Here is a 14738-nt window from a genome sequence, read left to right as displayed (position 1 = left end):
TTCTTAGATTTATTGGTGTTGGATGGTGGTGATTATCCTGAAAAGGTCTGTCAAGACGTCCTTTTCCTGCTCTTGCCTAAAAGCAAAGTTTTGCAAAAATGCTGCATAACCATCCTGATATTCGATTCTTTGAGGCTGAATGAAGGAGTCTACCCCTGCCCCGGCAATAAAGGACCATCTTTTGCCAAAACTTTTTGTAAACCATAACTTAGTATTTGGATAAAATGCTGTTATAATCTTAGAGGATTTTTCAAGGGCAGATTTTAGGTCTTTGGCATTTAGTGCCTCTGTAAGGCAAGATACTATCATATCTTTAAACTCATTATCAAACATAAACATCACGTTGACCTTGCTCGATCAGCTTTAGTTTGTCCTCAACATATTTCCTTCTTTCAGGGCTTTCCTTTTCAAAGGCCTCGAGCTGTTTTTGTATGGCTGCCTCGCCAACTGCACGTGTTTCTTCGGAAGCATAGTCTAAAAGATATTCTTTGAAAGTCAGCACAGCATTTGGCATGCAGTAGTTATGAACAAAACCGGGTTTAGCAAGGGACATAAAGTGATCGCCGGTTCTGCCTGCTCTATACCCTGCTGTACAGAAGGATGGAATACACCCAAAGCTGCAAATTTCACGGACAACTTCATCAAGTGACCTTATATCTCCCAAATGAAACTGCTCCTTCTCGGGGATATAGCCCTTTGCGGCTTCGGCATAGCCGCCGATGCCTATTCTTGAGCCTGCATCAATCTGCGATACCCCAAGCGGTATAACTTCTTTCCTTACTTGGGGGCTTTCTCTGGCGGTTAAAATCATTCCAGTATAGGGCACCGAAAGCCGGATTATGGCTACGAGTTTTTTAAAGTCGTCATCAGATACCCTATATTTTGTCTGCTGTACAAATGGTGTATCTAAAGCCGGTTCAAGTCTTGGAAAAGAAATAGTGTGAGGACCGACGCCTCCAAAGGTTTCTTCAAGATGAATAGTATGATACAAAAGGCCCATTACCTCAAACTTCCAGTCATACAGACCAAAAAGTGCTCCGATTCCCACATCATCTATTCCCGCTTCAAGAGCTCTGTCAAGCCCATAGAGCCGCCACTGATAGTCGCTCTTCATATCTCCTTTAGGATGTATCTTCGCATATGTTTCATGATGGTAAGTTTCCTGGAATATTTGAAATGTGCCGATTCCGGCATCCTTAAGTTTTCGATAACCTTCCACATCCATAGGGGCAGCATTGATATTTACTCTGCGAATCTCACCATTTCCCGTTTTTGTTTCATATGTTGTCTTAATGGTTTCAACTATAAAGTCGGCATCATACATGGGATGTTCACCGTAAACAAGTATCAGTCTTTTTTGCCCGCTGTTTTCAAGGGCGATAACTTCATCTCTTAGTTCATCCATTGTCAATGTCTTCCTGACGATAGACTTATTGTCGCGCCTGAATCCGCAGTATAGGCAGTTGTTGATGCAATTGTTTCCGATATAAAGGGGTGCAAAGAATACTATTCTGTTGCCGTAAACATCTTCCTTTATCTGCCTTGCCAGTGAAAACATCTCTTCCAGCAAATCTTCATCCTCGATTTGCAAAAGTTTTGCCGTTTCTTCCGGCTCCAGGCGATTTTTTTCCTTGGATTTGGCAAAAATCTCCCTGATTTCCGACTTTTCTGTGTCCTTCCCCTCCTCTAAAAGCCTTATAATCTTTTCATCATCAATAAAATCTTGTGTTTTGGACATCAAAAAACCTCCTAATTTTAATATTTATGGAGGCTAAAACACATATAACATATAGATTTTAACCTCCTCAATCCCGGAACGCATCCAAGATTTTAGAATATAAGCTAATGCAACCTCAAGGTCAGTAACTACTTTCCTCTTGGTGTACTGCATTTCTTTGTACATTTTATCACTATCTCAAGGAATTTACAATATCAAAACCGTTTACTCGATAATTTATCCAACGAAGTTGGACTATAATTTGCTTCCTCTGAAAAGTTGTAATGGGTATTGTTAAAAAGCTCGTTTCGTTTCTTAACTCTATTTATCTCATATGACTTATATACGAATGGAAAAATATCATTACCGGATAATGTAAACTTGATTGTGACTTTTTCATGTATTAACTCCTCATATGTGGCATTTTGCCGGAATAAATTTAACATGACATTATCGTAGAATAACTACAAAAATTAAAAATAACTCTTGACATAATTGAAAATCGTGATAAAATACATACCAACACTTAAAAGTTTATAGGTTAATTGTAATGATGGAGAGAATGATGAAGAAAGTGGCTAAAGAGAACCGGGTAAGGTGAAAGCCGGTCCGCCTATTCATTGTGTGCTCGCTCCTGAACAGCCCGAGCGAAGCAGTAGTAGTTCGGTGCCGCAATATTGCGTTAGAATGAAGTAGTTTTCTACTTCCCGAGGCCATTACATAAGGTAAGGCAAAACAGGGTGGTACCACGAGAAAAACCCCTCGTCCCTGAGATTTTATCTCAAGATGAGGGGTTTATTTTTATTAGTTTATGAAAGGTGGTGCAATAAATGAAAATTACCGGAGCACAAGCACTTATAAAATCATTAGAAATTGAAAAAGTAAAATACGTTTTTGGATATCCCGGTGGGGCGATACTTCCTGTGTATGATGCGCTTAATTATTCTAAAATAAAACATATTCTTACTCGTTCAGAACAGGCTGCTGCTCATGCGGCAAGTGGTTATGCACGTGTTTCCGGCAATGTGGGAGTGTGTATGGCAACCTCGGGACCTGGAGCAACTAATCTAGTAACAGGAATAGCCACAGCTTATATGGATTCAATTCCCATTATAGCTATTACCGGTCAAGTTTCCACATCGGTAATAGGCAAGGATGTCTTTCAAGAAGTTGATATAACCGGTGCTACAGCACCTTTTACAAAACATAATTATCTAATTAAAGATGCAAATGATATTCCGAGAATTCTTAAAGAGGCTTTTTATATCGCATCAACCGGCAGACCCGGACCGGTCTTGATAGACCTGCCTAAAGATGTAGCCGAAACTAAGATTAATTTTAAATACCCAGAAAACATCTCATTAAGAGGCTACAAGCCCAATATAATAGGGCATTCGCTGCAAATATCAAGAGCGGCGGAACTGATAAATAAATCCCGATGTCCGGTTATTTGCGCAGGCGGAGGTATAAACTCTGCAGGTGCTGAAGAAGAATTAATGCAGTTAGCCGAGAAGGCATGTATTCCGGTTGTAACTACATTGATGGGAATAGGGGCATTTCCGGCAAACCACCCGCTCCACATGGGCATGATTGGCATGCACGGCATACCAGCAGCCAATAAGACTGTTACCGAGGCAGATTTAGTAATTGCTGCGGGTTCGAGATTTGCCGATAGAACCGTAGGAAAGGTCGAGGGGTTTGCACCAAAAGCAAAGATAATACACATTGACATAGACCCAGCAGAGATAGGAAAGAACATCCAGGCACATATTCCTATTGTCGGTGATGTTAAGCAAATTCTTGGAGAAATAGTAAAAAAAGTAGAACATAAAGTGCCGTCTGCATGGAACGAATATGCTTCAAGCTTAAAAAAGTTAAAAGAAGAAGAAAACTTGGGCAGTCATAGCGATGAGCGCTTAAATCCCATTGAGATTATCCGGCAGCTTTCAAATAAGACTAAAGGAAAAGCAATTATTACTACTGAAGTAGGTTGCCACCAAATGTGGACTGCTCAGTATTACGAGTTTATTAAACCTCGCACATTTATTTCATCGGGTGGACTTGGCACCATGGGATATGGCCTGCCGGCAGCTATTGGAGCTCAAATGGCAAAGAAAGACGAAATGATTATCAATATTTGCGGTGATGGAAGTTTTCAGATGAATTTAACTGAGATGGCCACAGCTGTAGAGAATAACCTTCCGGTAAAGATTGTTCTATTTAACAACTCCGGTTTAGGTCTTGTCCGCCAACTTCAGGAATTCTATTGTGATAAGCGCTATAACCAGGTGTATTTCAGTTTTGTGCCGGATTTTATAAAACTTGCGGAAAGCTACAACTTTAAAGCAATGAGGATACAAAAGCAAAGCGAAATTTCTGATGCGATTGACAGCTTGATTTCACATGAAGGTCCGTTTTTACTTGAATGTATTTTAGATATTAATGAAAACGTATATCCAATGGTGTTAAACGGTTCTCCTATCAATGAAATGATTGGAGGGTGAGACATGAAAACGACGCTTTCAGTGCTGGTAGAAAACCAACCAGGTGTATTGTCTAGAATAGCCGGCCTTTTCAGCCGCAGAGGTTTTAATATTGACAGTTTAGCTGTTGGTACTACAGAAAATCCTGATATATCCAGAATGACTATAGTTGTTGAAGGAGATGAATATGTAGTAGAGCAAGTAAAAAAACAGCTAAATAAATTAGTAGATGTTATAAAAGTGAGTAAAATTATTCCGGAGGATTCGGTTACAAGAGAATTGGTTTTAATAAAAGTTGATGCAGATTCCCACATGAGGTCGGAGATAATTCAAATAGCGGAAATCTTCAGGGCAAGCATTGTAGATGTTAGTCAGAAATCACTTACAATAGAACTTACCGGTGATAAAGATAAAATAGCTGCATTTGAAGAACTTTTAAGACCATTCGGTATAAAGGAATTAGTTAGGACCGGCGTTATCGCCGTAAATAGAGGTGCTAATACCATAAAAATTGAGGAGGAAGTTTAAAATGGCAAAAATGTATTATGACAGCGATGCTGATTTACAATTATTAGAAGGGAAAACAGTTGCTATTATTGGCTATGGAAGTCAAGGGCATGGCCACGCATTGAATTTAAAAGAAAGCGGCATCAATGTAGTTGTAGGCTTATATGAAGGCAGTAAGTCATGGAAAATTGCCGAAGAAGCCGGCCTTAAAGTAAAAACCGTAAGTGAAGCATCTGAGGAAGCTGATATCATAATGATATTAATTCCGGACCACATACAGGGCAGGGTTTACGAGCAGGAAATAAAACCACATTTGAAACCGGGTAATGCCCTTGCATTTGCACACGGATTTGCTATTGTTTACAGTCAGGTTATACCGCCGGAATATGTCGACGTTTTTATGATTGCACCGAAAGGACCGGGCCATCTTGTAAGAAGGACTTATGAGCAAGGCGGAGGTGTCCCGTGTCTGGTAGCAGTTGAACAAGATTATTCAGGGCGAGCCAAAGACATTGCATTGGCTTATGCTAAAGGCATAGGAGGTACTCGTGCAGGTGTCATAGAAACAACCTTTACCGAGGAAACCCAGACAGATTTATTTGGAGAACAATGCGTCTTATGCGGCGGAGTTTCTGAACTAATCAAAGCTGGATTTGAAACTCTAGTAGAGGCAGGCTTTCAGCCGGAGATAGCATATTTCGAATGTTTACATGAAATGAAACTAATTGTTGACTTGATATATGAAGGCGGTTTAAGCCGGATGAGATACTCAGTCAGTGATACCGCCAAATATGGAGACTTTACCGTAGGTAAACGAATCATCACTGAAGAAACCCGCAAAGAAATGAAAAAGGTGCTTGATGAAATCGTAACAGGACAATTTGCTAAAAACTGGATACTGGAAAATCAAAGTGGCAGACCGGTCTATAGAGCCGTCCAAGCTAAAGAAGCTGAGCATCCTATTGAAAAAGTAGGAGAACAATTGAGAAGTATGATGCCGTGGCTCAAAAAAGATAAGTAACTGCTATACTGTTAAATATTAAATACAAGATTACTTATAAAGGGCAGGGCTTTCTTTAAAGTCGCCCTGCCTATAAAATATAACACTTTATTGAAGATGTTCAATAAAATAAATCAGAATTATCAAAAAAAGGTGGTATAAAAAATGCCCAAAAAAATAGAAATCTTCGATACCACTCTGAGGGATGGAGAGCAAACCCCCGGAATTTCTTTAAATGTTAAAGAGAAACTTGAAATAGCTCGACAACTTGAAAAACTCTCGGTGGATGTAATAGAGGCAGGCTTTCCCATAGCCTCCAACGGTGACTTTAACGCAGTCAAAGCTATAGCGGAAAATGTAAAAGGGCCGGTGATTACAGGCCTTGCCCGAGCTAATTTTAAAGATATAGACAGAGCTGCCGAGGCATTGAAAGCTGCAGAGCGGCCGCGAATTCATACCTTCATAGCATCATCTCCGATTCATATGAAATACAAGTTGAAAATGACAGAGGAACAAGTTTTAGAAGCTGCAGTAGCCGCAGTAAAAAGGGCTAAATCCTTCGTGGAAGATGTCGAGTTTTCAGCCGAAGACGCATCAAGATCCGATGTGGAATTTCTCTGTAGGTTATTTTCAGCTGCAATTAAGGCAGGTGCTACTGTCATAAATATTCCGGATACAGTAGGGTATACAACTCCCGGAGAATTTGGGCAATTAATAAAAACTATTATAGAAAAAGTGCCCGAAATTGACAAAGTAAAGGTAAGTGTTCACTGCCATGACGATTTGGGAATGGCTGTTGCTAACTCATTGGAAGCTGTAATTTATGGGGCAACTCAAGTAGAATGTGCGGTAAATGGCCTTGGTGAGCGAGCAGGCAATGCTGCATTAGAAGAAATTGTAATGGCGCTTGATACTCGAAAGGATTTTTACCAGGTCGAACATGGTATAAATACAAAACAGATTTATCGCACAAGTAAAATGGTAAGCACCATAACCGGGATATTCATACAGCCTAATAAAGCTATTGTAGGCGCAAATGCCTTTGCACATGAATCTGGAATCCATCAGCACGGTGTTTTAACAGAAAAATCTACTTACGAAATAATGACTCCGCAGTCTATAGGCCTTACTACTAACACTCTGGTGCTTGGCAAGCATTCAGGCAGACATGCTTTTGCTGAGAGGTTAAAGGAAATGGGATATGAATTGTCACAAGATGAACTTAACAAAGCATTTGAAAGGTTTAAAGACCTAGCGGACAGGAAGAAGGAGATATCAGATTTGGATATTGAAGCAATAGTTGAAGACCAGGTAATGAAACTTCCACAGCATATTGAATTGGAATGTTTCCAGGTTTCAACAGGCAATAAAGCTATTGCTACTGCAACAGTAAGAGTTAATGTGAACGGTAAGGTTATTGAAGAGGCATCCACCGGTGACGGTCCTATTGATGCAATATATAAAGCCCTTGAACGTGCCTGCAACATGAATTGTAAGCTTGTTGATTATTCAATAAGATCCGTTACTGCAGGAAAAGATGCTTTAGGTGAGGTTACCGTTAGAGTTGAAAAAGATGGGAGAACATTTTTAGGTCGAGGCCTTAGTATAGATATCATAGAAGCTAGTGCAATGGCATATACGAATGCTATGAATAAAACAATGTGGAATAACGGCTACAGCAAACCCCGGGAGGTGGATTAAATGGGGATGACTATTACTCAGAAGATACTTGCCAAACATTCCGGTAAGGATTTTGTGGAACCGGGTGAACTTGTTATGGCTGAAGTTGATTTAGCTCTGGCCAATGACATAACCGGACCTGTTGCTATAGAAGAGTTTAAAAAAGCAGGAGGCCGCACAGTTTTTGACCGCGAGAAAATAGCTCTGATTCCCGACCATTTTGCACCAAATAAAGATATTAAATCCGCAGAGCTTTGCAAAATGCTAAGAGAGTTTGCGAAGACTCAGCAGATTAAACATTACTATGAAGTGGGGCGTATGGGAATAGAACATGCCTTTTTGCCGGAGCAGGGCATTGTCCTTCCCGGAGATTTAGTAGTCGGTGCCGATTCACATACATGTACTTATGGGGCACTTGGGGCTTTTTCTACAGGTGTTGGTTCTACAGACCTTGCATTTGCTATGATGACCGGCAAATGTTGGTTTAAAGTACCGGAAACTATAAAATTTATTTATCACGGGAAACCAAATCCATGGGTAACAGGTAAAGACTTAATTTTGCATACCATAGGAGATATAGGAGTGGATGGAGCACTATATAAAGCCATGGAATTTACCGGTGATACCATTGCACATCTTACTATTGACGAAAGGCTTACGATGTCGAATATGGCCATTGAAGCCGGTGGGAAAAATGGTATCATGGAACCGGACGAGATAACCTTGGAGTATGTTAAAAATAGGGCTAAAAAACCTTATGAGGTGTTTAGAAGTGATCCGGATGCAGCGTATTCGGATATAATAGATTATGATGTTAAAAAAATACAGCCCAAGATCGCATTGCCTCATCTTCCGGAAAATGTAGTCGATGTAGAAGCTGTAGATAATATTGTAATAGATCAGGTAGTTATAGGTTCGTGCACTAATGGAAGGCTGGAAGACATGAGACTTGCGGCGAAAGTGCTTAAAGGTCATAAGGTTCATCCTTATCTGCGATTAATTATAATCCCTGCAACGCAGCAAGTTTACCAGGAGATGATAAAAGAAGGAATTACTGAAATTTTCGTTGATGCTGGTGCAGTTGTAAGTACGCCTACATGTGGGCCTTGTTTGGGCGGATATATGGGAATTCTTGCTAAAGGCGAAAGAGCTGTAGCAACGACTAACAGGAACTTTGTAGGCAGAATGGGCCATCCTGAAAGCGAGGTATACCTTTCAAATCCTGCAGTAGCAGCAGCCTCTGCAGTAAAAGGAAGAATAGCTCATCCCAAGGAGGTGGTTTGCTGTGATATTTAAGGGAAAAGCGTGGATTTATGAAGATAATATCGATACAGATGTAATCATTCCTGCTCGCTATTTAAATACTACAGATCCCAAGGAACTGGCCTCACACTGTATGGAGGACCTGGATCCTGATTTTTCGACAAAAGTTGAAGCCGGGGATATTATTGTTGCAGGAAATAACTTTGGATGCGGGAGTTCCCGGGAGCATGCACCACTAGCTATAAAGTCGGCCGGCATTAGTTGTGTGGTTGCTTCCTCTTTTGCACGAATATTTTACAGAAATTCTATCAATATTGGACTTCCAATTTTAGAATGTAAAGATTGTAATAAAAAAATAAAAACAGGTGATATACTAGAAATCGACACAGACAAGGGTATTATAAGCAATATAACTTCCGGAGAAATATTCGAAGCAAGGCCATTTCCAGAATTTATAAAAGGTATAATAAATGCAGGCGGGCTTATGAATTACGCAAAAGAGGTGGACAAAAAATGCAGACAATAGCCCTTCTACCAGGTGATGGCATAGGACCTGAAATAATTGACGAAGCAGTCAAGGTTTTAAAAGCTGTAGAGGCAAAATATGATTTAAAATTCCAGTTTAAAAAGAGTTTAGTAGGAGGTGCATCCGCAGATATTTACGGAACTCCTCTTACAGAAGATACAGTAGCTCTTTGCAAAGATTGTGATGCGATTTTATTTGGAGCAGTGGGAGGACCGAAATGGGACAAATTACCAAAAGAATTTCGACCCGAACAAGCTATTTTAGGTCTTAGAAAAAGCCTTGGTCTTTATGCAAATCTCAGGTCTGTGATTCTGTTTAACGCTCTTTCTGATGCATCACCGATAAAAAAAGAAATTATCGGTGAAGAACTGGATATTATGATAGTTCGTGAGCTTACAGGCGGACTTTATTTTGGCAAACCCAAGGGAATAGAGAGAACTCATGATAAGACACGAGCTTTTGATACCATGGAGTATACTGATGAAGAGATAAAGCGAGTGGCTCGTATTGCCTTTGAAACAGCCCAACGTAGGCAGAAACGCCTTACTTCGGTAGATAAGGCTAATGTCCTTGAAACCTCACGATTGTGGAGGACTATTGTAACTGATATGGCTGCCGATTACCCCGATGTAAAACTTTGCCATATGTATGTAGATAATTGTTCGATGCAGCTCGTGCTAAACCCTGGTCAGTTTGATGTGATTTTAACTGAGAATACTTTTGGCGATATATTAAGTGACGAGGCATCGGTGCTGACAGGTTCGATAGGCATGCTGCCGTCAGCCAGTATAGGTGACGGCAAACCATATCTTTATGAGCCGATACACGGATCTGCACCTGATATAGCAGGTAGCGGCAAAGCAAATCCTATTGCCTGCATTTTATCGGTCGCAATGATGTTGGAATATTCCTTTGGAGCCAAAGATGCCGCATCTGCTATAAAAAATGCGGTGGAAAGAGCTTTAAACGAAGGATATAGGACTTTTGACATTCAAGTCGGAGCAAAAAAAGTTGTTTCCACATCAGAAATGGGAGATATTATTGTTGAAAATTTATAGTTGTATTTTCCTGAATTAGGTGGTATAATCTAAGCTAATATATTTTATTTCGTTTTTAAAAGCTGTGAAGAGAAGAGTAGCGGTTTTTTCAGACTAAAGAGAGTCGGGTAAGGTGAGAGCCGATGTTGGAAATTACCGGTGAAAATCATCTCGGAGCTGCCAGGGTGAACTTTAAAGTAATTCTGGCCGGGTTCCCTGCAAGAGGGAAATAGGTTACCGTTAAAATAACCGGGTATCGGGCGCACTGCCCCGTACCTATTGAGATTTATACCGCGAGGTATAAATGAATACAGGGTGGTAACGCGAGATCCTTCGCCCCTTTTATAAAGGTTAGGCGCAGGATCTTTTTCATTCTTTAATGTTCTAATACAGTTTCAAATTATTAAGCTAGTAACTTTTAGGAAATTGTCGATTATAAACTTGTGTTTTATACTACTTTGCAGTTGACATAATTTTAATATTTATTACCATAAAAGAAGGTGAGAAAATGACTGGTGCAGAACTTTTGTTAAAAACATTGGATGAGTTGGGTGTTGATACCATTTTTGGCTTTCCAGGCGGTTCGGCTTTGCCGATTTATGATGCCCTTTATAACTATAAAAGAATAAGACATATACGAACTGTCCACGAACAGGGAGCAGCACATGCCGCAGACGGATATGCAAGGGCAACTGGGAAAGTTGGAGTAGTTCTGAGCACCTCCGGTCCCGGAGCCACAAACTTAGTTACCGGTATTGCTAATGCTTACATGGATTCGGTACCTATGTTGGCTTTCACAGGGCAGGTTGCTTTAGACCTCTTGGGCAAAGATTCATTTCAAGAGGTGGATATTACGGGGGTTACCCTTCCAATTACAAAACACAGTTTCTTAATTAGAGACAAAAAGGATATTGCAAAGAAAGTCAAAGAAGCATTTCATATTGCAACAACAGGAAGACCAGGACCTGTACTGGTAGACTTACCCAAAAACATAATGGCCGAACAGGTTAATGAAGATGAAATAAGAAGAGACATGAATGGATTTATTGCAACTTATTCTTTGAAACAACATTTGCCGGAGAACTTCAAGATATTACTTGAAAAAGCTGCGACTATGATTGAAAAAGCAGAAAGGCCGGTTATATATGCCGGCGGTGGAATTATAAACTCTGACGCCACTGCGGAGTTATTAAGACTAGCTGAAAAAATAAATGCACCGGTAACAACTACCCTAATGGGTATTTCGGGTTTTCCCACAGAACATCCTCTCTGCTTAGGCATGCTGGGTATGCATGGCACTGCTTATGCTAATATGGCAGTTACCGAGTGCGATTTACTGTTGGCTTTGGGAGCGCGATTTGATGACAGGGTTACCGGTAATGTAAAAAAATTTGCACCGAATGCAAAGATTATTCATGTTGATATTGATATGGCTGAATTAGGTAAAAATATAGATATAGATTTGGGAATCAAGGGAGATGTAAAGCGGTTTTTAACGGAAATATTAGAAATACTCCCCCAAAAGAAAAATGAACAATGGATAAAAACAGTGGCGAATTGGAAGGACTCTTACCCGCTAAAATATTGCTCAAAAGGCTTAAAACCTCAGTATGTAGTAGAAGAAATTTGCCGGCAAACCAAAGGAGAAGCTATTATTGTAACTGAAGTAGGCCAACATCAGATGTGGGCAGCACAATTTTACAAATTTAAGGAACCGAGAAGTTTCGTATCTTCTGGCGGATTGGGTACCATGGGCTTTGGCCTGCCGGCAGCTCTCGGAGCTAAACTTGGAAGACCGGATAAAGTTGTGTTTAATATTGCAGGTGATGGTAGCTTTGAAATGAACTGTCATGAATTGATAACTGCTGCCAGATACAACATTCCGGTTATAACGGTGATATTCAACAATCGCAGTCTTGGAATGGTTAGGCAGTGGCAAGAACTGTTCTTCGATGAAAGATATTCCCATGTGCATTTAGACGGTGCCAACGTTAATTATGTGAAATTAGCCGAAGCTTGTGGCGTAAGAGGTTATGAGGTTACTGAAAAAAGCGACTTACCGAAGATAATAAAACAAGCCGCAAAAATCCAAGAACCTGCTGTAATAGATGTCAGAATAGATCCCAAGGAAAATGTTATGCCGATGGTTCCAGCAGGTAAGGCCATAAATGAAATGCTGGGTTTTGATTAATTTTCTTAAGTATAACCTGATATATGAGTATAAAACATTTTGCCATATTTTTCTTATGAGCAAACATCAACTATATAATTATGAAGGAGGAAGCTTTACATGAGTATTCAAGTTTATGTAAACGGTCAGTACTTTCCAAAGGAAGAAGCCAAAATTTCTGTATTCGACCATGGGTTCTTATACGGTGATGGAGTTTTTGAAGGTATAAGGGCATACGGTGGTAAGGTCTTTAGACTTAATGAGCATATAGATAGGTTGTACAACGGTGCAAGAGGAATAATGATTGATATTCCTTTAAAAAAAGAAGAGATGGCTGAAGTTGTTTTAGAAACTCTTCGTAGAAATGAGCTGAAAGACGCATATATAAGGCTGGTAATATCCCGCGGAGCCGGCGATTTAGGCCTTGACCCAAGAAAGTGCAAAACTCCGACAATTATATGTATTACGGATAAGATAGTGCTCTATCCTGAAGAGCTTTACAATAAAGGGATGGAAATAATTACAGCGGCTACTCGAAGGAATAGACCAGAAGGTGTAAATCCTCAAATGAAATCACTAAACTATCTGAATAATATAATGGCAAAACTAGAGGCAAATTTAGCCGGAGCTCCTGAAGCTATGTTGTTGAACAATGAAGACTATGTAGCAGAGTGCACAGGCGATAATATCTTTATTGTAAAAGACGGTGTGCTAATAACTCCACCACCTTATGTCGGTATTTTGGTTGGAATAACGAGAAATGCTATTATGGAATTAGCGGAAAAAATAGGGATAAAAGTGGAAGAAAAAGTATTTACCAGATATGAAGTCTTCACTGCCGATGAATGCTTTTTATCAGGTACAGCTGCCGAAGCTGTTCCAGTAGTAAAAGTAGACGGACGACAAATCGCAGATGGCAAACCCGGGCCAATCACCAATAAAATCTTAAAAGAATTTAAAGAACTCATTAAAACCGAAGGAACAGAAATATATTCCTAAATATCAAACTGCTCAACGGGACAGAAATCGTAATTCCGATTCAAAAACCTTAATTTTTCAATTTAATTATCAACCAGTAGGGGCGGTCATCGACCGCCCGCCTTTTACAACAAAAACATTAAATATTAAATAGATATTTTTACGTCAAAACTGACTTTCTACAGTAGAATTAATTATAATATATGAAACCAATAAAAAATATCAATAAACTCCCAACAATACAGGAATGCAACTGTAGGGGCGGTCATTGACCGCCCGCCTTTTATATCTTATAAAATATTAGATGCAAAATATCCGGCTGCCCCTGCAGTTATGAAAAACTCCGGTTCCAGATCAATGCCTCTGCCCATGGTTGATAAATGAAAGTCAAAGCATGAAAGGTTTTCTAAAACTGATGAAGTTTCTTTAACATAGACAATCTCATGTTTTTTATCAATTTCATTTTGTGTGATTTGGTTTTTAATATATTCCATTCTATCTTGTTCCATTACAGGTATGACCACTTCAGCCCGGGTTTTGGCAATTTCCTTAAGTACAAGGATACTATGGTGACTGATGCCATGGTGTCTAATTCTTTTATCAGCAAAGCTTATTCTGGGGATGAAAATCGGCCTGCCGCCAAGAGTATTTACCGCATCTATAATGGGCCCTTGTTCGATACCGGAAAACCCATATTTCGTTCCTGTCCCGGTTATACCGGGTCCCATGGCTATAACTGCAACATCTGATTTTAAAATATCAAATGCGGTTATTAAAGCCGTATAAATATTAACTGCCTCGAAATCACCGCCGAAGGCCTGACCAAAAGTGACGGTGCCGTTTATTAAATCTTTTTGTTTTAAATAAGCTACACTTTTACTAAAGCTTATAGGCAAAGCACCGCCATCGGTCATTATATAAGATACACACGTATCCGGTCGATTTCTTTTTATATTAAAAACTACCGGCGGCAGCATGCTGTGTAGTTCGCCGATTATTACAGGCTTTCCTTGAAGACTTTGAAAATCATTAAAAATATGATGATAGGGACTTTGCTGCTCCTCGGCACTTAAAACGGAAAATTGAAGAGGGGTATACCGAAGCTTCATTATATGACCGATTTCTTTAGTGAAAGGGAAAAAAGTATTACCATCATTAACAGATACTACAAAGTGGTATCCGCCGCTTCCCAGTTTTAAATCTTGTGCTGTTGTATTTAAAAGCACGTAGTCGCCGGCCTTAACCGAACCTGTTAAACAGTCATAATTTACCGCATTGTAATCTTTGTTATTAATAATAACTGTTATTTCAGTGCAGCCTTCTCTTTTTTGTATAATATCTTTTACCTTAGCCTTTGTATAGTTAATCATAAATACC

At 39.7% G+C, this 14738-nt stretch carries 12 protein-coding genes and 1 other annotated feature; of the genes, 9 read left to right on the top strand and 3 right to left on the bottom strand.

Annotated elements, in window-relative coordinates:
- Window positions 1-9 precede the first annotated feature (9 nt).
- On the bottom strand, window positions 10-339 hold the full coding sequence (locus tag TEPIRE1_RS09690) for a hypothetical protein (RefSeq protein ID WP_013778995.1): 330 nt from the start codon (window positions 337-339) through the stop codon (window positions 10-12).
- Window positions 326-1738: a [FeFe] hydrogenase H-cluster radical SAM maturase HydG gene (gene hydG, locus TEPIRE1_RS09685; RefSeq protein WP_013778994.1), complete on the bottom strand. Its 1413-nt coding sequence runs from the start codon at window positions 1736-1738 to the stop codon at window positions 326-328. The genes TEPIRE1_RS09690 and hydG overlap by 14 nt, the downstream gene beginning before the upstream one ends.
- 809 nt (window positions 1739-2547) lie before the next feature.
- Here hydG and ilvB (TEPIRE1_RS09680) point away from each other — a divergent pair.
- The 9 genes from ilvB (TEPIRE1_RS09680) to ilvE all read left to right on the top strand — a co-directional run bounded on the left by ilvB (TEPIRE1_RS09680) (window position 2548) and on the right by ilvE (window position 13382).
- Window positions 2548-4221: a biosynthetic-type acetolactate synthase large subunit gene (ilvB, locus tag TEPIRE1_RS09680; protein ID WP_013778993.1), complete on the top strand. Its 1674-nt coding sequence runs from the start codon at window positions 2548-2550 to the stop codon at window positions 4219-4221.
- Between the two features lie 3 nt (window positions 4222-4224).
- Window positions 4225-4728 carry an acetolactate synthase small subunit gene (gene ilvN / locus TEPIRE1_RS09675; protein WP_013778992.1) on the top strand — a complete coding sequence of 168 codons (504 nt, stop codon included), beginning with the start codon at window positions 4225-4227 and terminating at the stop codon, window positions 4726-4728.
- A gap of 1 nt (window position 4729) precedes the next feature.
- Window positions 4730-5728: a ketol-acid reductoisomerase gene (gene ilvC, locus TEPIRE1_RS09670; RefSeq protein ID WP_013778991.1), complete on the top strand. Its 999-nt coding sequence runs from the start codon at window positions 4730-4732 to the stop codon at window positions 5726-5728.
- Window positions 5729-5872: 144 nt separating this feature from the next.
- A complete protein-coding gene (locus TEPIRE1_RS09665) occupies window positions 5873-7408 on the top strand; it encodes a 2-isopropylmalate synthase (protein WP_013778990.1) in 1536 nt (511 codons plus the stop codon).
- The gene (leuC, locus tag TEPIRE1_RS09660; RefSeq protein ID WP_013778989.1) at window positions 7409-8683 is read left to right on the top strand and encodes a 3-isopropylmalate dehydratase large subunit; all 1275 of its coding nucleotides are present in this window, start codon (window positions 7409-7411) and stop codon (window positions 8681-8683) included.
- The gene (gene leuD / locus TEPIRE1_RS09655; protein ID WP_013778988.1) at window positions 8673-9176 is read left to right on the top strand and encodes a 3-isopropylmalate dehydratase small subunit; all 504 of its coding nucleotides are present in this window, start codon (window positions 8673-8675) and stop codon (window positions 9174-9176) included. The genes leuC and leuD overlap by 11 nt, the downstream gene beginning before the upstream one ends.
- Window positions 9164-10234, top strand: a complete 1071-nt coding sequence (gene leuB / locus TEPIRE1_RS09650; protein ID WP_013778987.1) for a 3-isopropylmalate dehydrogenase — start codon at window positions 9164-9166, stop codon at window positions 10232-10234. The genes leuD and leuB overlap by 13 nt, the downstream gene beginning before the upstream one ends.
- A 55-nt stretch (window positions 10235-10289) precedes the next feature.
- Window positions 10290-10557 (top strand) — a binding site (T-box leader).
- Between the two features lie 164 nt (window positions 10558-10721).
- The gene (gene ilvB / locus TEPIRE1_RS09645) at window positions 10722-12404 is read left to right on the top strand and encodes a biosynthetic-type acetolactate synthase large subunit (protein ID WP_013778986.1); all 1683 of its coding nucleotides are present in this window, start codon (window positions 10722-10724) and stop codon (window positions 12402-12404) included.
- Window positions 12405-12503: 99 nt separating this feature from the next.
- Window positions 12504-13382 carry a branched-chain-amino-acid transaminase gene (ilvE, locus tag TEPIRE1_RS09640; RefSeq protein WP_013778985.1) on the top strand — a complete coding sequence of 293 codons (879 nt, stop codon included), beginning with the start codon at window positions 12504-12506 and terminating at the stop codon, window positions 13380-13382.
- Window positions 13383-13651: 269 nt separating this feature from the next.
- Here ilvE and TEPIRE1_RS09635 read toward each other — a convergent pair whose 3' ends face one another.
- Complete coding sequence (locus TEPIRE1_RS09635) at window positions 13652-14731, bottom strand: DUF3866 family protein (protein ID WP_013778984.1); 1080 nt, start codon at window positions 14729-14731, stop codon at window positions 13652-13654.
- Window positions 14732-14738: the final 7 nt, after the last annotated feature.

The organism is Tepidanaerobacter acetatoxydans Re1 (assembly GCF_000328765.2).
In the GTDB taxonomy this organism is placed as follows: Bacteria; Bacillota; Thermosediminibacteria; order Thermosediminibacterales; family Tepidanaerobacteraceae; genus Tepidanaerobacter; species Tepidanaerobacter acetatoxydans.
This window is presented reverse-complemented; position numbering and strand designations above follow the sequence as displayed.